This is a genomic window from Streptomyces candidus, assembly GCF_014207445.1.
Taxonomy (GTDB): Bacteria; Actinomycetota; Actinomycetes; order Streptomycetales; family Streptomycetaceae; genus Streptomyces; species Streptomyces candidus.
The window spans coordinates 1-19,605 of the sequence record NZ_JACHEM010000009.1; the positions used below are offsets into that span (position 1 = coordinate 1).

Consider the following 19,605-nt stretch of genomic DNA (forward strand, 5'->3'; position numbering starts at 1 on the left):
TCACCCCTGCGGGCTTTCCTCCGGACGTTTTCGTTCGGTGTTTCTTTTGTGTTGTTGCGTTTCCGACTCTATCAGACCGTTTCCAGTGCCGATTTCCTCGGTGCTTTCCAGGTTTCCCGCTTTCGCGCTTTCCCTTTCCAGCGGTTCCGACTCTATCAGATCCTTTCGGGCCTGATTCCCGGTCGAACTCGGGTTGCCTTCCCGGCTGTTGGGCCGTTCCGACGTCCAAAACCCTAGTGGATTTTCCCGCTGAACCGAAATCGGCTCCTGACGACAGATTTCGGCATGCCGAAATCGTTCCCAGTGGGAGATCGTGCAGAGTTTGGTTGCCGCTTGCGCGGCGAGAGGTGCTGTCACAGAACCGTTACGGCTGTGTGGCAACTCGACGAACCCTACGGATCGGGTTGCGCGATGTCAATCTCTTCACCCTGCCCTCGAACGCACGTCGGAAACGGTCCCGCGCAGATCTCGCAGGAGCGGCATCAGTCCAGGTCGGTGAGCCGGCCACCGGCGTCCGGTTGGGCGTCCTCGACCCTGCGCAGGAGGCGGGTCAGCATCTCTCCGAGCAGGACGCGTTCCTCGGGGGCGAGGTCCTGGAGGAGGTCCTCCTCGAAGGTGGACGCCATGCGCATCGCTTCGAGCCACTTCGTGCGGCCCTCGTCCGTCAGCTCGACGATGACCCGGACGCGGTTGTTCTCGTCCCTGTCACGCGTGACCAGGCCCTCGCCGGCCATGCGGTCGATGCGGTGGGTCATCGCCGCCGGGGTGAGGCCGAGACGCTTGGCGAGTTCGCCGGGTCCCAGCCGGTAGGGGGCGCCCGAGACCACGAGGGTCTTCAGGACCTCCCACTCCGTATTGCTGATGTCCAGGTCGGCGACCTGGCGGCCGTACGCGACGTTCATCCGGCGGTTGAGGCGGCCGAGGGCCGAGACGACCTTCTCCACCTGGGGGTCCAGGTCCTGGAATTCGCGTTGGTATGCGGCGATCTGCTCGTCGAGGCTCGGCTCGTCGGGGCCGGGCGTCTCTGGCGTGTCAGGCATCCGCGAAGTATGGCACGGGGTGCGTTGGCGTTGAAGTCCTTCCGTGTGTACTGTTGAGCTTCGAACTTTACTGTTGAAGTCTTCGGACTTCAGGTCTTCAGGGTTGAGGTGAGTATGACCAAGGCGATGGGCTCGGCGATGCGGCGGATCCAGATCGGCAACGCGCTGAGTGCGTTCGGGCTCGGGTTTACCGTCCCGTATCTGTATGTGTACGTGGCTCAGGTACGGGAGCTGGGGCCGACCTCGGCAGGCATCGTCCTTGGCGCCTTCGCCATGGCCGCGCTGATCGCGCTCCCCTTTGTGGGGATGCTGATCGACCGGCGCGGACCGCTGCCCGTGCTGGTGGGCGCGTCGCTGATGGCGGCCGTGGGCGCGGTGTCGCTCGGCGTGTCGACGTCACTGGTGACGGCCGTCGGGAGCGCGGCCCTGCTCGGTGTCGGTACGGCGGTGCTTCAGCCGGCGCTCGCCACGATGATCGTGTGGTGCTCCAGCGCGGAGACCCGCACCCGGGCGTTCGCGATGCAGTTCTTCCTGGCCAACCTCGGTCTGGGCATCGGCGGGCTCATCGGCGGGCAGATCGTCGACGAGCACGACCCGGCGTCGTTCACGCTGCTGTTCTCGATCGAAGCCGTGATGTTCCTGGTGCTGGCCGGGATTGTGATGACGGTGCGGCTGCCGCGGTCCGCTGCGTTGGGCGGGGCGGCCGGAGGCAAGGGCGGCGGCATGTTCGCCGGGCTCGGGGTGCTGGTGAAGCACAAGGCGATGCTTCAGCTGTGCGGTCTGGGCTTCGTGCTCTTCTTCGCCTGCTACGGACAGTTCGAGTCGGGTCTCGCGGCGTACGGCACCGAGGCGGCGGGGATCGACCCGTCGACGCTCGGTATCGCGCTGGCCGCGAACACGGCGATGATCGTGGCTGCGCAGTTCCTGGTGCTGAAGTTCGTGGAGCGGCGTCGCCGGTCGCGGATGATCGCGCTGGTGGGTCTGATCTGGACGGTGGCGTGGATGGCGGCCGGGTACGCGGGCCTCGGGCACGGCAGCCAGGCCATGGCGACGGCCGCGTTCATCTCCACGTACGCGCTCTTCGGGCTCGGTGAGGCGATGCTGTCGCCGACGGTCGCGCCGCTGGTGGCCGACCTCGCGCCGGAGTCCATGGTGGGGACGTACAACTCGGCCTTCGCGCTGGTCAAGCAGCTTGCGCTGGCGGTCGGTCCGGCCGTGGGCGGGCCCATGGGGGCCTCGCTCCACATGCCGTACATCGTGACCTTCATTCTGTTCTCGCTCGGCATCAGCGTGCTGGCGCTGCGGATGGGCAAGAGCCTCACGCCGGCGCAGGATCTGCCGATCCCGGTCAGGACGATCGTGGTCGCCAAGCACGTACCGGAGAACGACGTGTCGGTGAAGGCCGCCGTCTGAGTGGCTGACTAGTCAGGCAGTGCGAACTCGCACCACACCGCTTTGCCGCCGCCCGGCGTGCGGCGCGAACCCCAGGACGAGGCGATCGTCGCGACGATCGAGATGCCTCGTCCTGCTTCGTCTCCGGGGTCGGCCCGGCGCCGGCGCGGCAGGTGATCGTCGCCGTCGGTGACCTCGATGATCAGGCGGCGGTCGGTGCGGCGCAGCCGCAGGCGCATCGGGGGTGTGCCGTGCTGGAGGGAGTTCGCGACGAGTTCGCTGGTGGCGAGGACGCCCAGATCGCGGAGTTCGGTGGGAAAACGCCAGGAGGAGAGGACTCCGGTGGCGAAGGCGCGGGCCCGGGGGGCGGCCTCGATGCCGCCGAGGAGGTCGAGGGCCGCGTTGCGGAACAGTTCCGCGTCGTGGCCCTTGCGGGAGGGGTGCTGGACGACGAGGACCGCCACGTCGTCGTCGTGATCGGTGGTGATGCCGAGTGCGCGCATCAATCGGTCGCAGACGACCTGCGGGGTGCCGGTGGCGCCGGAGAGTGCGCGCTCCAGGGCGGCGACTCCTTCGTCGATGTCCTCACGGCGGCGTTCGACCAGGCCGTCCGTGTACAGGACGGCGGTGGAGCCGGGCGGGAGGCCGATGGTGCCCGAGGTGTGCATCCAGCCGCCGGTGCCCAGCGGCGGGCCCGTGTGGTCCTCGGCCCGGGAGACCATGCCGTCCTCGTGCCGGACCAGGATGGGCAGGTGGCCGGCGGAGGCGTAGACGAGGCGGCCCTCGTTGGGGTCGTGGACGGCGTAGACGCAGGTGGCGATCTGGCTGGCGTCGATCTCGGCGGCGAGTCCGTCGAGGAGCTGGAGGACTTCGTGCGGCGGCAGGTCGAGGCGGGCGTAGGCGCGTACTGCCGTACGGAGCTGGCCCATGACGGCGGCGGCGCGCACCCCTCTGCCCATCACGTCGCCGATGACGAGGGCGGTGCGGCCGGCGCCGAGGGTGATCACGTCGTACCAGTCGCCGCCGACCGCCGCGTCCTTGCCGCCCGGCTGGTAGGTGGCGGCCAGGCGCAGGTCGTCGGGTTGTTCCAGCTCCTGCGGCAGGAGGGAACGCTGCAGGGTGACGGCCGTTTCGCGCTGGCGGCGTTCGGCGGCGCGCAGCCGTTCGGCGGCGTCCGCGTGGTCGGTGACGTCGGCGGCGAAGACGAGGACGCCTCCGCCGTCGGGGGTGTCGAGGGGGGTGCACGTCACCGTGTACGAGCCGCCCTTGGGGGTGCGGCGGGACTTGACCGTACGGGAGGTGCCGCTGCGCAGGACCTGGTCCATGAGCGGGAGCAGGCCGAGCTCTTCGAGTTCGGGGAGTTCGGTGGCGGCGGGGGCGCCGGTGGTGCGCGGGCCGAAGGCGGCGACGTAGGCGTCGTTGACGTACGCGACGCGGTGGTCGGGGCCGTACAGCAGGGCGACGAGGGCCGGCAGCTGGCGGACGATCTCGCGGAGGGAGAGGTCTTCGAGGGCCGGGGGATTCGGTGCCTCGGACGCTCCCGGGGCGGATGCGGCGCCGGTGGCCGGGTCGTTCTCCGGGTCGGGATGCTGCCCGGACTCGCCGCGGGCGGCGGGCACGGACCCGCGGTCGGACCGTGCTGCCGCACGGCGCTGCGTGCCGGGGAGCCGGGCGCTCCAGCGGGTGAAGTTCACTGAACTGCTTGCCTCGTGGTCGGGGTGGTGGAGCGGGGCGGGACACGTCGCTGCGGGTGGGGGCCGGGCGGTGGACGGGAAGTGCGGACAGGAGACTGCGAGCGGATGGCGGACGGGTCACTCCGTGCATCACTCTGTGCAGGCGCGAGCGAACCCATCGTCACACGTCCAGTGTGACGGACCGCACTGACAGCCGGTAATGGGGAGGACGTCAGCGCCGCACCGGAGGTTCGCCGCCCGCCGCGAGTTCGAATTCCGCACGCGGGTGTTCCAGCGAGCCCAGCGAGACGATCTCGCGCTTGAAGAGCCCGGAGAGGGTCCACTCGGCGAGGACGCGGGCCTTGCGGTTGAAGGTGGGGACCCGGCTGAGGTGGTACGCGCGGTGCATGGCCCAGGCGGGGAAGCCCTTGAGCTTGCGGCCGTAGACGTGGGCGACTCCCTTGTGCAGTCCGAGGGAGGCGACCGAGCCGGCGTGCTGGTGGCGGTAGTCGGTGAGGGGCTGTCCGTTGAGGGAGGCGACGAGGTTCCCGGCGAGGACCTTGGCCTGGCGGACGGCGTGCTGGGCGTTGGGGGCGCACTCGGCGGGTGAGCCGTCGGGGCCCTTGGCGGTCGTCGTGACGTCCGGTACGGCGGCGGCGTCCCCGGCGGCCCACGCGTGCGGCGCGCCGGCGACGGCGAGCTGGGCCGTGCAGGCCAGGCGGCCGCGGGCGTTGAGCGGGAGGCTGCTGGCGGCGAGGATCGGGTGCGGTTTCACGCCCGCCGTCCACACCAGCGTACGAGTGGGGAAGCGGGCGCCGTCGTCGAGCACGGCGACGCGGTTCTCGCAGGAGGCGAGGCGGGTGTTCAGGCGGACGTCGATGTTGCGGCCGCGGAGCTCGCGGATGGCGTACTGGCCCATCTCCTCGCCGACTTCGGGGAGGATCCGGTCGCTGGCCTCCACCAGGATCCACTTCAGGTCGTCGGCCTTGAGGTTGTGGTAGTAGCGGGAGGCGTAGCGGGCCATGTCCTCCAGTTCGCCGAGGGCTTCCACTCCCGCGTATCCCCCGCCGACGAAGACGAAGGTCAGGGCGGCGTCGCGGACGGCCGGGTCGCGGGTGGAGGAGGCGATGTCCATCTGCTCGATGACGTGGTTGCGCAGGCCGATGGCTTCCTCGACGGTCTTGAAGCCGATGCCGTGGTCGGCGAGGCCGGGGACGGGGAGGGTGCGGGAGACGGAACCGGGGGCCAGGACCAGCTCGTCGTAGGGGAGCTGGAGGGGCCCGGTGCCCTCTTCGGCGGTGGCGAGGGTGGTGACGGTGGCTGTCCGCTTGGCGTGGTCGATGGCGTCGGCCTGGCCGACGATGAGGCGGCAGTGCGGCAGTACGCGTCGCAGCGGGACGACCACGTGGCGTGGGGAGATGGATCCGGCGGCGGCTTCGGGCAGGAAGGGCTGGTACGTCATGTAGGGGTCGGGGGTCACGACGGTGATCTCCGCCTCACCTGCCGCGAGCTGCCGTTTCAGCTTCCGCTGGAGGTGCAGCCCGGTGTACATGCCGACGTATCCGCCGCCTACTACGAGAATGCGCACTGGATTTGTCACCGTCCCATGAGGCAACGGACGGAAGCCTTTGTCCACAGGGCTGACAACTTGTGTGACCGGCCAAGAGGGTGCGAAGGCGGCGCGGAGGTCACTGTTCCGCGCCTGGACGGCCGGTGTACGCGCAGGTCAGGGGGTGCAATGGGGGTGTTGGGGGCGGGTGGTCCGGGGTGATCGCCGGGTGCTGCCCGGATCGGTGGGCGCGCCGCGCGGAACAACCCCCTTCTGAATCGCTCCCCGCTCAACTATGTTCGTATCTCGCCGGAGTGACGGAGCGTGCGGTCGCAGTAGTCATATGGCCCGGTGGTCATGTGGCCCGTGGGCTCGGGTCGGTCCGGGCGGGGAGTGTCTCCGGGGGGAGACATCATTACCGGGGGAACGCTGATGCACATTCAGGACTCACAGTGGCAGGCTGCCGTCTCGGCGGCGGCATCGACATCGACGACATCGTCGTCCTCCGCGGCCGACCGGGTCGCGGCCGTGGACGGCACCAGGCGAGCGGGGGCGGGCGGCCCGTCGGTCGGCGGTTCCGCCGCGGCGCGCTCGGCGCCGCTCCGCGTGGACGCACAGCGCAACCTGGAACACGTACTGCGCGCCGCGCGCGAGGTGTTCGGGGAGCTGGGGTACGGGGCCCCCATGGAGGACGTCGCCCGGCGGGCCCGGGTCGGGGTGGGCACGGTCTACCGGCGCTTCCCGAGCAAGGACGTCCTGGTGCGGCGGATAGCCGAGGAGGAGACCTCCCGGCTCACCGAGCAGGCGCGGGCGGCCCTGGGGCAGGAGGAAGAGCCCTGGTCGGCGCTGTCCCGGTTCCTGCGGACGTCGGTTGCCTCGGGTGCGGGGCGGCTGCTGCCGCCGCAGGTGCTGCGGGTCGGCGTGGACGACGACGGATCCGGCGCCATGGGAACGGACGGGGTGTACGGCGGGAGTCACGAGCCCGGTCTCGTACGGGATGCCGCGCGGGTTCCGCAGCAGCGGCAGGGCGGCGACGGCACGGTGACGGCCGCACCCGATCTGCGGCTGGTCGAGCAGGACGGATCGCTCGGTGCCGCCGCCGGCGTCGCGGGTGACACGGGTACGGCGACGCTGCTGGACGTCGTCGGTCAGCTGGTGGACCGGGCCCGCGCGTCCGGTGAACTCCGGGGCGACGTGACCGTGGCGGACGTGCTGCTGGTCATCGCCACGGCCGCGCCCTCGCTCCCCGACGCGGCCCAGCAGGCGGCGGCTTCGGCCCGGCTCCTGGACATCCTGCTGGAAGGGCTCCGGTCGCGGCCCTCGTAAGGCGCGAAGGGCGGGGCCGTGAGCCCGTCGGCACCTCCCCCAACGGGTGAGGAATAGCGCTCCAATTCGGGAGAACACCCCGGACGAGTGGTTGGCGGGCTTGATCGGCTGTCGGCGCGTCGCGCTGTGCGACTCTTGGCCGGTGTTCCGGTCAGAGGGTGCGTACGGGGGCTTCCGCCATGGGTGTTGACGAGCGGGACGAGTCGCCCGGAGACGGCGAGGCCGCGCGGGCGGACGGAGTTCCCGGGTCCGGTGCCGGGGCCTCCGGTGCGCCTGGGGCCGGTGCTTCGGCCGGAGTGGGCACGGGTGCGGCCCCCGGGGCCGGCTCGTCTGCCGGGACCGGTTCACCCACCGGCTCGTCCACCGGGGCGGACGGCTCGTCTGCCGGGGGCGCTGGCGCCGCAGGACCGGGGCCTCGCCACGTGCCGCAGCAGGGCGGCCCCCTGGGTGTCACGCCCGCCCCGACGACGGAACGCGGTGTGGACCCGACGAACGTCCCCCCGCAGCGCGGCGGCATCTCGGCCGCGGAACAGACGCTTTCCGACGCCGACTTGATCGAACGCATGCGGGCGGGCGACGACCGCGCGTACGAGGAACTCTTCCGGCGGCACTCCGGGGCGGTGCGGCGCTACGCCGGTACCTGCTGCCGCGACGCGCACACCGCCGACGACCTGACCGCCGAGGTCTTCGCACGGACCTTGCAGGCGGTACGGGGCGGGGCCGGGCCCGAGCACGCCGTCCGGGCGTATCTGCTGACCACCGTACGGCGGGTGGCGGCGGCCTGGACGAAGACGGCGCGGCGCGAGCAACTCGTGGACGACTTCGCGATGTTCGCCGACCAGGCGGCCAGGTCCTCCGAGGCGCGGGACGACGACACCCTCGATCTGGGTGCGGACGTACGGGCGATGCACGAGGCCGAGCGGACGCTCGCCATGCAGGCGTTCCGGTCGCTGCCCGAGCGGTGGCAGGCCGTGCTGTGGCACACCACGGTCGAGGAGGAGTCGCCGAGCGAGGTCGCCCCGCTGTTCGGGCTGACGGCGAACGCGACGGCCGTACTGGCGTCACGGGCCCGGGAGGGGCTGAAGCAGGCGTACTTGCAGGCGCACGTGAGCACGGCGCTGACGGCGGGCGGGGACTGCGCGCAGTACGCGGACCGGCTGGGCGCGTACGCACGGGGCGGACTGCGGATGCGGGCCGAGCGGGGACTGCGCAAACACCTGGAGGAGTGCGCCAAGTGCCGGATGGCCGCCGGGGAGCTGCGCGACGTGAACGCGGGGATTCCGTCGCTGCTGCCGGTCGCGGTGATCGGCTGGGTGGCGGCCGGGTACTCGGTGAAGGCTGCGGGGATCGTGGCGGGCGGTGCGGCCGTCGGGGCCGGCGCTGCGGGGGCAGGTGCTGGGGCCGGGGCGGGAGCGGGTGCTGCTGGTGGAGCTGCGGGCGGGGCCGCAGGTTCCTCCGGTGCGGGCGGCGGCGTTCTGGCCGAAGGGCTGGGGGCTCCCGCGAAGGCCGGCATCGGTGCTGCTGTCGCCATCGCGGTGACGGCGGGCCTGGTCTTCGCCTTCGCGGGGGACGACGCGCCGGTGGCGCCCAAGGCGGACGCGAAGCCGCCCGCGGTATGGCCGGTGGAGACCCCGCGGCCCGCCCCGTCGCGGCCGAAGCCGCTTCCGCCGGTTGCCGCGCTCGCTCCGAAACCCGCGCCTCCGGTTCCGTCGGAGCCGCCGAAGCCGGTGAAGCCGGTACCGAAGCCGACGCCGAAGCCTCCGGCGCCCTCGAAGCCGGCCCCACCGAAGCCGAAGCCGAAGCCCGCGGCTCCGGGGCCCGCGGCTCCGAAGCCGACGCCGAAGCCGAAGCCACCGGTGCCCGCGCCCGCTGCGTACCCCGTGGCCGCGCTGAAATACGGGCTGATGGGCGACCACACGGCGCCCGAGGTCCGGCTGTCCGACAGCAGTGCGTTGTGGCAGCGGGACAACCTGTCGATCGGCGGGGTGCGGTACGGGCACGGGGTGTCCGTACCCGAGACGTCGTCCGTCACGATCGATCTGAACCGGCGGTGTTCGACGTACGACGCGATGGTCGGGGTCGACGACATGACGATGGGGTACGGGGCGATCCGGTTCTCCGTGTTCGGGGACGGCGCGTTGCTGTGGCGTTCGCCCGTGATCCGGGGCGGGGACGCGGCGGTGCCGGTGCATGTGGGGATCACGGGGCGGAAGACGCTGCGGCTGGTGACGGAGTCGGTGGACGACTTCGACGCGACCGGGTTCGGGGACTGGGCGGCCTCGCGGATCGGGTGCGGGTAGACGGTCGCGCGAGCCGTCGGCCCCCGGCGACCGTCTACAGGCTGCGGCGGTGCGGCACTCCGCCCGCGACCGCCCGCTGGCGCGGGGCGGCGGAGCCCGTCCAGCAGGTGCCCCGGCGGGCGAGCAGGCGGCGGAGCCAGAGTTCGGTGGAGACGAGGTCGGCGAGTCCGTCCAGGGGGACCGGCTCGCCTTCTGCCGCCGAGCGGATCGCCTTGCGTACGACGCGCGCTTCGATCAGGCCCGCATCCGCGAGGAGCGGGGCGTCGAACAGGCTGAGGAGATCCTGCCGGGCGGCGCGGATGCCGGCCTGGGACGTCGTGGCGGCAGTGGTGTGGGTGGTGGCAGCGCCCCAGCCCGGCGGGAGGTCGTGGATACCGGCGCCGGAGAGCACGGCGCGGAGGATGGCGGCCCGTGCGCCCGGCTGGACGCGGAGGGTCTCCGGGAGGTCGCGGCAGGCGCGTACGACCTGGTTGTCGAGGAAGGGGGCGTGCAGGCGTTGGCTGCGGACCTCGGCGGCCTGTTCGAAGACCCGGTGGTCGTAGGCGTGGCGGGCCAGGGCCGCCCGCGCGCGGGCCTCGCCGGGACGTTGCACCGAGGCGGGGCGCAGTGCCGACTCCTGGAGGCGGATCGATACTTCGGCGAGCGCCTCGCCGGTCAGCCAGCGCGCGGCCGGCCCGGGACGGGACCAGGCGAGGGCTTCGAGCGAGGCGTCGAGCGCGCCGGTGGGACCGCTCGCGTCGACGACGCCCCGGCGGGTGAGACGGTTCGCCGCGTCCTCCATGCCGGTGCGGTACGAGGTGCGGGCCAGGCGGCGGGCGGCGCGGTAGACGGTGAGAGGCACGAGCAGGCTGTGCGGTGAGGTGCCCTCCGCCTTGGCCAACGCGGTGGCGGGGCGCAGGATGTGGCGGCGCCTGCGGTCGATGAGGAGGTCGGCGAGGCGGGCCGGGTGGGCGTCCAGGACCTGGCGGGCGCCGCTTCCGACGAGGTGGTCCGCGCTGCCGGACTGCAGGCGCAGGCGCGCGCGTTCGGCGGTGACGAGAGAGGGGCCCGGCTCGTCGGTGAGCGGCCCCGACTCCAAGTCGGCGTAGGGCAGTGCCTCTTCGGCTCCGGCGACCACGATGTGGTGCAGGCGGGGGTTGGCGGCGATGGCTCCCGCGCGTTCCAGTTCGGCGGCGAGTTCGCCCTCGCGGGTCTCGGCGGAGGCGGCGAGGTCGTTGAAGGTGACGGCGAGGAGCCGTTCGCCCGCCCCGGTGCCGTGGCCCAAGACCGTACCCGGGACGCCCGGCAGCCCCGCCGCGAGCAGGGCGAGGGTGGCCGAGGCGCTGCCGCCCGAGAGGTCGGAGCCGATGCCGGGGGCGGGGGCGCCGCGGCGGCGGGCCCGGCGTTCGGCGGGGCCCATGCCGGGGACCGGGCCGGGGTCGGGCAGCGGTGTCTCCGGGGCGTGGCGGGGGGCGGTGAGGCGGGCCCGTACGGCCTCCACGAGGGCGTCGCGCACACCGTCCACGGCGCGCTCCGCGTCGACCTGCGGAGCTGCGACGGCGAGGGAGGCGACCGGTTCGTACCCGGTGATCTCGCGGGATCCCTCGCGCAGGACGAGGGCGTGGCCGGGCGGAATGCGCTTCACACCGGTGTACGGGGTGCCGTCGCGGAGGGCCTCGGGGACGTCCGGGCAGGCGAGGAGGGCGGCGAGGTGGCCGATGTCCAGCTGCGCCTCGATGAGGTCGGCGAGGGGGAGCGCGGCGGTGGCGTACGCGGTGCCATTGGCCCAGGGCGTGTAGAAGACGGGGCGGGCCCCGGCCAGGTCACCGGCGATGGTGACGCGTCTGCCGGTCTGGACGACGGCGGTGTAGCTGCCGGGCCAGGCGGTCAGGTGCCTCAGTGCGCCGCCGCGCGCCGCGAAGAGTCCGACGCGGAGTTCTTCGTCGGTGGCACCGCAGCAGCCGAGGACGGCGAGGCGGGTGAAGGGGTCGACGCTGACGGTGCGTACCTCGTCGGGACGCCAGTCGCCGACGGCCCACAGGGGGTCCGGGTCGCCCCACAGGAGCTGGGCGCCGACGGGCTGGACGGTGTCGCCCTCGTGCTCGGTGCCGGGGGCGCCGACGGCTCCGACCGTGCCGAAGCTCGCGGCGACGCTGCTCCACCCCACCAACCAACGCATCGCCGCCTCCACAGGCTGTGGACAACTTTGCCCGGCCGCGCGCGGGGGCTCTCGTTCCGTGCGGCTCCGTCCCCTTGGCGCGTGCGCCGTGCCGCGCTTGTCGCGCGTGGGCACCATGCTGCCACGACTGCGGCGCGCGGGGGCCGGGGGCGGCTGGCAATGCGCCGGGGGAAAGGGGGAGTTGGGGGGCAAATGGGATCTTGCGGGGATGGGGCGGGGGTGGAGGGCTGGTGGGTGGGGGTATGGGGGGCGGGGCGCGGGTGCGGGGGGCAGGGCACGGGGTACGGGGGTGCGGGCACGGGCGCGGGGCACGGGCGCGGGGCAGGGCGGGGCGTACGGCGGGGGGATGCACGTCCGGTGGGGGCCGCCCCCTTGCCCGCCCGTTCCGCCCCCCGGGGGCGGCCCCGCCGCCCAAGGGAGCTACCGGGGGGAGGGGGGTGCCGGGAGGGGCCGGTCCCTGTCCGAAAGGGGTGGCCAGGAGGAGTGGCATTCGGCCAAGTTTTTGGGCGTGCGCGTAGTCCGGGAGGCGCTGTTCGCCTCCCGGACCGGTCCGCCACCCGCGGGGATGAAGGTGGCGGCGTCCCCCAGCCCACTGGATCCAGTGCAGCGGGCCGACCCACGCACGTCCCATGGAAGCGCCCCCTCCGTGCTCCGAGAAGAGCGCACGGCCGGGCGCACGGCCACACGCCAGGAGCACGAATCGGACGGAACGTTCCTTCCAGGGCCTCGCGGGTCGTTCCGTACGGGCCCCGCGGGCAACAATCTCGCCATAGGGGACTCTCCCCCTTAACGCTTGGGATGCGGGGAACTACGCTGGGTTTACGAATGCCGCGTGCCTATGCCGGGACCGCGGCGGCCGTCTGCGTGAGGGGTGGCGCAATGTCCAGGGAGCAACGCGGGCCGAACGAAAAGCTCGGCACGGTTCTCGCCCTCGCGGGAATCAGCAACGCCGGGCTGGCGCGCCGGGTCAACGACCTCGGTGCGCAACGCGGCATGACGCTGCGGTACGACAAGACGTCGGTGGCGCGGTGGGTGTCGAAGGGGATGGTTCCGCAGGGAGCGGCCCCGCACCTCATCGCCGCCGCGATAGGCGCCAAGCTGGGCCGGCCCGTACCACTGCACGAGATCGGTCTGGCGGACGCCGACCCGGCCCCCGAGGTCGGGCTCGCCTTCCCGCGCGACGTGTCGGTGGCGGTGCGGCACGCCACCGAGCTGTACCGGCTGGATCTCGCCGGTCGGCGGGCGGGCAGCGGCGGAATCTGGCAGTCGCTGGCGGGTTCGTTCGCGGTGAGCGCGTATGCGACACCCGCCTCCCGGTGGCTGATCACGCCCGCCGACTCCTCGGTGGCCCGCGATAGCACGGCCGCGGAGAGTTCGTCGGGCGTGAGCCCGTTACGGGTCGGCCACAGCGATGTGGCCAAGCTGCGCGAGGCCGCCGAGGACGCCCGGCGCTGGGACTCCAAGTACGGCGGCGGCGACTGGCGGTCCTCGATGGTCCCGGAGTGCCTGCGGGTGGACGCCGCGCCGCTGCTGCTCGGCTCGTACAGCGACGACGTGGGGCGCTCGCTCTTCGGGGCGACCGCCGAACTGACCCGGCTGGCCGGCTGGATGGCCTTCGACACCGGGCAGCAGGAGGCCGCCCAGCGGTACTACATCCAGGCGCTGCGCCTGGCCCGCGCCGCGGCCGACGTGCCCCTGGGCGGGTACGTACTGGCGTCGATGTCCCTCCAGGCGACCTACCGGGGCTTCGCCGACGAGGGCGTCGACCTCGCGCAGGCGGCGCTCGAACGCAATCGCGGACTCGCCACCGCTCGCACCATGAGTTTCTTCCGCCTCGTCGAGGCACGCGCGCACGCGAAGGCGAGCGACCCGGTCGCGGCCGGGGCCGCCCTGAAGGCGGCGGAGGGCTGGCTGGAGCGCTCGCGGGACGGCGACCCCGACCCGTCCTGGCTGGGGTTCTACTCGTACGACAGGCTCGCCGCGGACGCCGCGGAGTGCTACCGCGACCTCAAACTCCCGCGTCAGGTGCGCCGGTTCACCGAGCAGGCGCTGTCCCGGCCGACCGAGGAGTTCGTACGGTCGCACGGGCTGCGCCTGGTGGTGAGCGCCGTCGCCGAGCTGGAGTCGGGCAACCTCGACGCGGCGTGCGCGGCGGGCACGCGCGCGGTGGAGGTGGCGGGCCGGATCTCCTCGGCGCGCACCACCGAGTACGTGCGGGACCTGCTGCACCGGCTGGAGCCGTACGGCGACGAGCCGCGTGTGGTGGAACTGCGCGAGCGGGCCCGTCCACTGCTGGTGGCGCCCGCGTAACCGGCGGCTCCGCACCTCCGACGACACGTGGTGTTGGCCATAGCTTCTGTTCCCGGGGTTTGACGGCGTTGTCAGTGGGCCAGTGCACTATTCGGGGTGGGAGGTGGCAGCGATGAGTCATGACTGCGATGTGCTGGTGGTCGGCGGTGGAATCGTCGGGATGGCGTCCGCGCATGCCATCACACGGGCCGCGCCCGGCACGCGCGTCATGGTGCTGGAGAAGGAGCCGGGCCCGGCGAGACACCAGACGGGCCGCAACAGCGGGGTGATCCACAGCGGAATCTACTACCGGCCCGGCTCGCTGAAGGCGAGGTACGCGGTGCGCGGCGCCGCGGAAATGATCAAGTTCTGTGCGGAGTACGGGATTCCACACGAGGTGACGGGCAAGCTCATCGTTGCCACGGAGCGGGCCGAGCTGCCGCGCCTGCACGCCCTCGTGCAGCGCGGCCGGCAGAACGGCATCCCCGTGCGCGAGCTGGGCCCCCCGCAGATCGAGGAGTACGAGCCCGAGGTGCGCGGCCTGGCCGCCATCCACGTCGGCACGACGGGCGTGTGCGACTTCGGCCGGGTGACCGAGGAGCTGGCCCGCTCCTCCGGCGCCGAGGTGCGGTACGGCGCGGAGGTCCGCGTCATCGCCCGCCGCGCGTCCGGCGTCGCTGTCCGCACCGCGGACGGAACGGTGCTGCGCGCGAAGGCGCTGGTCAACTGTGCGGGGCTGCACTGCGATCGGGTGGCCCGGCTGGCGGGCGACGAACCTGGCATGCGGATCGTGCCGTTCCGGGGCGAGTACTTCGACCTGGTGCGTCCGGAGCTGGTGCGGGGCCTGGTCTACCCGGTGCCCGACCCCGCGTTCCCGTTCCTCGGCGTGCACCTGACCCGGGGCATCGGCGGCGGCGTCCACGTCGGGCCGAACGCGGTCCCGGCGCTGGCCCGCGAGGGCTACGACTGGGGTTCCGTACGACCGGCCGACCTCGCGTCCACGCTGGCCTGGCCCGGGTCCTGGCGGATAGCGCGCAGGCACTGGCGGTACGGGGCCGGGGAGCTGCACCGGTCACTGTCGAAGAAGGCGTTCACCCAGGCGGTACGGAGGCTGCTGCCCGCCGTGACCGAGGCGGACCTGCGCCCCTCCCCCGCCGGGGTGCGGGCGCAGGCGGTGCTGCGGGACGGCACGCTCGCCGACGACTTCCTGATCCGCGAGGCCCCGCGCACCGTGCACGTGCTGAACGCGCCGTCGCCCGCCGCCACCGCGTCGCTGCCGATCGGACGGGAGGTGGCACGGCGGGTGCTGGGGGTGCTGGCCGGGGAGCGGGTCCGGCGCTAGGCGCGGGCGTACCGGGCGCGGCGCCGGAGCCGGCCGCGGGGCGCACCGGGAGCGGCGCCGGGTGTGTGGACCCCGTGCGCGCGGCCGTACGGGCCAGGACCGCGCGAGGGAGGCGGCCGTGCGCCGGACAAGGGACGTCCGCCCGACGGGGGCGTGCGTGCGCGGGAAGGCGGCCGTCCGCCCGAGAGGACATGCGCCCGACTGGGCCCGTGCGCCCGACTGGGCCCCTGCGCCCGACGGCTCCGTCGGGGATGGTCGCGGTCCACCCGCCTCCGTAGAATCGGACCATTGTGTCCGAGAACAGCGAGAACCCCACGATGCCCCAGAGTCCCGAGCAGCCCGCCGCGCCGGCCCCCGCCGCCCCGCAGCGGACCGCCGAGCAGCCGGAGGCCCCCGGCCCCTCCCAGACCGCCGCCCGGCGCACCGCCGAACAGGCCGCCGCCCAGGAGCGAGCCGCGCGCATGCACGCCCGCGGCCTGCGCATGTTCCCGGACGGGACCGGCCCCTCGCCAGACCCGGCCGGTTCCCACTTCGAACGCCGCATCCGCAGTTTCCAGCCGCGCCGCAGCCGGGTCACCACCGGTCAGGCCGAGGCGCTGAAGAAGTGGTGGCCGACCCGGGGCCTGGACATCGACGGGCAGCGCGTCCTGGATCTGGGCGAGATGTTCGGGGGTCTCCCGGTCGTCCTGGAGATCGGCTTCGGGATGGGCGAGGCGACCGCGCAGATGGCCGCCGACGACCCGGCCACCGGCATTCTCGCCGTCGACGTGCACACCCCCGGCCAGGGCAACCTCCTCGGCCTCGCCGAACGCAACGGCCTCTCCAACGTCCGGGTGGCCAACGGCGACGCGATCATCCTGCTCCGCGAAATGCTCGCCCCGGATTCCCTGGCCGGCCTGCGCGTGTACTTCCCGGACCCGTGGCCCAAGGCCCGCCACCACAAGCGGCGGCTGGTCCAGCCGGAGTTCCTGTCGCTCGCCGCGTCCCGGCTCGCGCCCGGCGCCGTACTGCACTGCGCGACCGACTGGGAGAACTACGCCGAGCAGATGCTCGAAGTGCTCACCGCGCACCCGGACTTCGAGAACACCCAGAAGGACGGCGGCTACGCGCCCCGGCCCGCGTTCCGGCCGCTGACCCGCTTCGAGGGGCAGGGCCTGGACAAGGGGCACGCGGTCCACGACCTGCTGTTCCGCCGCGTACCGCACGCCGGTTGACGCAACGTTCCTCCCCGGCGACTGTCCGAACAGGATCGCGAGTGTCAGTGGCACTCGTTAGGGTCGTTGGATGTACGAGACGTACGGATCGCCGCCCGAGCACCCCGCCGCGCCCGCCCCCGAGCCGCACCCGGCTCCGGCGGCGAGCCGCGCGCCGGGGGCCGAGCAGCGCCCCGACGCCGTACGGAAGGCCCCGGACCTTCCCGCGCTGCCGGGCCCTCGTGCCGTACCCGACCCGCAGGCCCTGCCCTCGCCGCACTCACTGCCCGCACCTGGCTCCCCGCCTGCCCCGCACTCCCCGCCCGAGCTCCGCGATCCGCCGCCCGCCGTGCCGGATCTCCCGCCCTGGCCGTACCCGCCGCGCCGCACCCTCCGGCATCGGGTGCGCCACCACGCGTTCTGGCGCAGCAGGACGGTCCGTGCGTCCGCGCTGGTCGTGCTGCTCGCGCTGTCCGGTCTCGTGCTGCTCGCGCTGGTACGGGAGCAGACCGGTACCCGGGGCTTCCTGGTGGGCCTCGGGCTCGCCGTCTTCCCGGTGCCGCTGCTGCTATCGGCGTTCCGCTGGCTGGACCGGGTCGAGCCGGGTCCTTGGCGGAACCTGGTCTTCGCGTTCACCTGGGGTTCCTGTGCGGCGGCGCTCATCGCCATCACCGCCAACAGCTTCGCCGTGCACTGGATAGCCGTGGCCACCGCCGACCCCGACAGCGCGGACACACTCGGGGCGACCGTCGTCGCGCCGGTCGTCGAGGAGTGCGCGAAGGCGGCGGCGATCCTGCTGATCTTCCTGTTCCGCAGGAAGCACTTCACCGGGATCGTCGACGGCATCGTGATCGCGGGCTTCACCGCCACGGGCTTCGCGTTCACCGAGAACATCCTCTATCTGGGCAACGCCTTCGGGGAGGACCAGAGCTTCGGCGGTCCCGGACTCGGCGCGGTGACCGCCGGCACGTTCTTCGTGCGGGTGATCATGTCGCCGTTCGCGCACCCCCTGTTCACCGTGCTGACCGGCATCGGGTTCGGGCTGGTGGCGCTCGTCCCCGCCCGGCGCGGCCGCCGTCGCGCCTGGGTGCGGATCCGCCGGGTCGTGCTGCCGCTGCTCGGTCTGCTGCTGGCGATGGGCATGCACGCCCTGTGGAACGGCTCGGCGTCCTTCGGACCGCTCGCGTTCTACGGGGTGTACGGGCTGTTCATGGTGCCAACGTTCGCCTTTCTGACGTGGCTGGCCATCTGGACCCGGCAACGGGAACTGCGCATGATCGGCGCCGAACTGCCCGCGTACGCCGCGGCCGGCTGGCTCGATCCCGCGGAGCCGCTCGCGCTGTCCTCGATGCACGCCCGCTCCCTCGCCCAGGGGCACGCGGCCCGCACCCACGGCCCCGGCGCCGCCCGCGCGGTCGCCGAGTACGAGGAGGCCGCGACCGCGCTGGCCTTCCTGCGCTACCGGGCGCGGCGCGGGACGGCGACCCGGCAGGCGGCGGCCGAGTTCACCGCCGGCGAGCGGGAACTGTTGCACCGCCTGTGGGAACGCAAGAGGATCGCGGGCCCGGCCCTGGTGTACGCGGCTCAGGTCACCGGGCGCATACGGATGCTGCCTCCGCCGTACCATCCGGCCTACGCGGCGGCCTACAACCCGTACCGGAACTACTGACGCCCACGGCATCCGCGGCGTACCCGCGCAGACGCGAACCGGCAGCCCTGGCGTCGGGGGGTGAGCGCCAGGACTGCCGGAGTTCGGGAAGCCGCACGTGCGGGGGCGGGTCTCAGACCGTCAGGCCCTTGTCCCGCAGCCATGCTGCCGGGTCGACGCCGGCGCCGCCCGGCGTGTGCACCTCCAGGTGCAGGTGCGCACCCGACACGTTGCCGGTGGCACCCACGTTTCCGATGGTCTCCCCGGTGCCCACGGTGCTGCCGGCCGAGACGTTCATCTGGGAGAGGTGGCAGTACCAGATCTCCGTGCCGTCCTTGAGTTCCAGCACGATCCGGTAGCCGTAGGAGCCGGACCAGCCGGCCGACTTGATGGTGCCGCCGTGCACGGCCTTGACCGGGGTGCCCGCCGACGCGGCGAAGTCGAGGCCGGTGTGCTGCCCGGAGGACCACATGGAGCCGGACTGCCCGTAGGTGGCGGTGAGCGTGTACTGGGAGGTGGGCATCGCGTAGCTGCCGGCGAGCTTGGCGAGCCGCTCGGCCTCCGCCTTCGCGGCTGCCTTCGCCTCGGCCTCCGCCTTGGCCTTCGCCTCGGCCTCGGCCTTGTCCTTCTCGGCCTGCTCGGCCTTCGCCTCGGCCTCGTCGCGCTGCTTCTTCGCCTCGGCCGCCGCGTCCTTGACGGCTTGCGCGCGGGCCGCCTGCTGGGCGGCCTCGTCGGCGGTGGACCGCTGCTGCTCGGCCTGCTGGAGGATGCGGGCCCGCAGGCTCTCGCCCGCACCGATCTGCTCCGCGGGGGCTCCGGCGACGGCGTGCACGGCGGTCGTGGCGGGCACCGCCGCGACCACCACGTCCTGCTCGGCCGCCCCGGAGTCCGCCATCATGGTGCCGACGCCCGGCAGGGATTCCGCGTCCGGCAGGGAGTCCACGAGCGAGTCGAGGGAGTCGCTGACCGCGTCGGGCAGGGATATGGAGACGGCCGGCTTCTCCTGGGCGGTGGCGATGCCGCCCGCACCGACCGCGGCGATCACGCCGACGCCCAGCACGGTGGAACTGCGGGCGAGGGAGCCACGCTGCTTGGCGACGCGGTGCTTGCCGCGTACCGGAGCGATGGAGTCCGCGGTGGGGTTCCACTCCTCGGCCGCCGCTTGCGGGCCGCCCGCGTCGAACTCCACGAAGCCTTCGAAGCCTCCGTTGCGCTGCTGCGGGACCTGGTGGTCCGCGCTCGGGACGCCGTACGCCCCGTATGAGAAAGCGGGGGCTGTGGGGGCTTCGGGGGCAGGCCTGTTGGACGCCACGGAGGCGCGCTCCTTTCCTTCCTTCTCGCCTACCGGGTTAGCTGACGGGTTCGGAGCAGGAAGGTCTCCTACGGGCCGACTACAGCCCGATTCACCCCAATTGGTGGTTCCCCGGTTTCCTCACGGAATTCGGCGCACGCGCACGGCGCCGTCTCTGACGACGGCTGGGACGACCGCGCTGCGTTATCGAACGTTAATAGACACACAAGTGGATTTCCAAGCCGTTCCTCTTGATCGTTCGCGCAGGACCCTCTCCCGTGGCCAGGACATAGAGCCACATATGCAGGCCAACCGGGGCGACACACCGGCCTCTTGACACCCACTCGGCCACACCGGTCTCGGCGCCCGCAAACTCTCCACAACTGATAGATCATCAATTGTTA

The 19,605-nt window shown here is 72.8% G+C and carries 13 protein-coding genes and 1 riboswitch; of the genes, 8 read left to right on the top strand and 5 right to left on the bottom strand.

What is annotated here, in order from left to right; all coding sequences use genetic code 11:
• On the top strand, window positions 1-237 hold a 237-nt coding region (locus tag HNQ79_RS33245), incomplete at its 5' end, for a hypothetical protein (RefSeq protein ID WP_221507863.1).
• A 245-nt stretch (window positions 238-482) separates the two neighbouring features.
• Here HNQ79_RS33245 and HNQ79_RS17740 read toward each other — a convergent pair.
• Window positions 483-1,040, bottom strand: coding sequence for a MarR family winged helix-turn-helix transcriptional regulator (locus HNQ79_RS17740; protein WP_185032178.1), 558 nt, complete (start codon window positions 1,038-1,040; stop codon window positions 483-485).
• A gap of 114 nt (window positions 1,041-1,154) precedes the next feature.
• Here HNQ79_RS17740 and HNQ79_RS17745 point away from each other — a divergent pair, with 114 nt between their 5' ends.
• On the top strand, window positions 1,155-2,453 hold the full coding sequence (locus HNQ79_RS17745) for an MFS transporter (RefSeq protein WP_185032180.1): 1,299 nt from the start codon (window positions 1,155-1,157) through the stop codon (window positions 2,451-2,453).
• 8 nt (window positions 2,454-2,461) lie between these two features.
• Here HNQ79_RS17745 and HNQ79_RS17750 read toward each other — a convergent pair whose 3' ends face one another.
• Window positions 2,462-4,126 carry an ATP-binding SpoIIE family protein phosphatase gene (locus HNQ79_RS17750; protein ID WP_185032182.1) on the bottom strand — a complete coding sequence of 555 codons (1,665 nt, stop codon included), beginning with the start codon at window positions 4,124-4,126 and terminating at the stop codon, window positions 2,462-2,464.
• 211 nt (window positions 4,127-4,337) lie between these two features.
• Window positions 4,338-5,705: an NAD(P)/FAD-dependent oxidoreductase gene (locus HNQ79_RS17755; RefSeq protein WP_185032184.1), complete on the bottom strand. Its 1,368-nt coding sequence runs from the start codon at window positions 5,703-5,705 to the stop codon at window positions 4,338-4,340.
• Between the two features lie 381 nt (window positions 5,706-6,086).
• On the opposite strand from HNQ79_RS17755, the gene HNQ79_RS17760 reads away from it, so the two are divergent.
• Window positions 6,087-6,980, top strand: coding sequence for a TetR/AcrR family transcriptional regulator (locus tag HNQ79_RS17760; RefSeq protein WP_185032186.1), 894 nt, complete (start codon window positions 6,087-6,089; stop codon window positions 6,978-6,980).
• A 179-nt stretch (window positions 6,981-7,159) separates the two neighbouring features.
• Window positions 7,160-9,280: a sigma-70 family RNA polymerase sigma factor gene (locus HNQ79_RS17765; RefSeq protein ID WP_185032188.1), complete on the top strand. Its 2,121-nt coding sequence runs from the start codon at window positions 7,160-7,162 to the stop codon at window positions 9,278-9,280.
• A 34-nt stretch (window positions 9,281-9,314) separates the two neighbouring features.
• Here HNQ79_RS17765 and HNQ79_RS17770 read toward each other — a convergent pair whose 3' ends face one another.
• Window positions 9,315-11,438: an asparagine synthase-related protein gene (locus HNQ79_RS17770; protein WP_185032190.1), complete on the bottom strand. Its 2,124-nt coding sequence runs from the start codon at window positions 11,436-11,438 to the stop codon at window positions 9,315-9,317.
• An 879-nt stretch (window positions 11,439-12,317) separates the two neighbouring features.
• Here HNQ79_RS17770 and HNQ79_RS17775 point away from each other — a divergent pair.
• From HNQ79_RS17775 to HNQ79_RS17790, 4 genes are all read left to right on the top strand, one after another.
• A complete protein-coding gene (locus HNQ79_RS17775; protein ID WP_185032192.1) occupies window positions 12,318-13,748 on the top strand; it encodes an NsdA family TPR-like regulatory protein in 1,431 nt (476 codons plus the stop codon).
• Window positions 13,749-13,860: 112 nt separating this feature from the next.
• The gene (gene lhgD / locus HNQ79_RS17780) at window positions 13,861-15,069 is read left to right on the top strand and encodes an L-2-hydroxyglutarate dehydrogenase (RefSeq protein ID WP_185032194.1); all 1,209 of its coding nucleotides are present in this window, start codon (window positions 13,861-13,863) and stop codon (window positions 15,067-15,069) included.
• Between the two features lie 290 nt (window positions 15,070-15,359).
• Complete coding sequence (gene trmB, locus HNQ79_RS17785) at window positions 15,360-16,283, top strand: tRNA (guanosine(46)-N7)-methyltransferase TrmB (RefSeq protein WP_229923243.1); 924 nt, start codon at window positions 15,360-15,362, stop codon at window positions 16,281-16,283.
• A 70-nt stretch (window positions 16,284-16,353) separates the two neighbouring features.
• Complete coding sequence (locus HNQ79_RS17790; protein ID WP_185032196.1) at window positions 16,354-17,931, top strand: PrsW family intramembrane metalloprotease; 1,578 nt, start codon at window positions 16,354-16,356, stop codon at window positions 17,929-17,931.
• Between the two features lie 112 nt (window positions 17,932-18,043).
• Here the strand turns inward: HNQ79_RS17790 and HNQ79_RS17795 are convergent, their stop codons facing one another.
• Window positions 18,044-19,222, bottom strand: coding sequence for a M23 family metallopeptidase (locus HNQ79_RS17795; protein ID WP_185032197.1), 1,179 nt, complete (start codon window positions 19,220-19,222; stop codon window positions 18,044-18,046).
• Window positions 19,223-19,233: 11 nt separating this feature from the next.
• Window positions 19,234-19,367: riboswitch (cyclic di-AMP (ydaO/yuaA leader) on the bottom strand.
• Window positions 19,368-19,605: the final 238 nt, after the last annotated feature.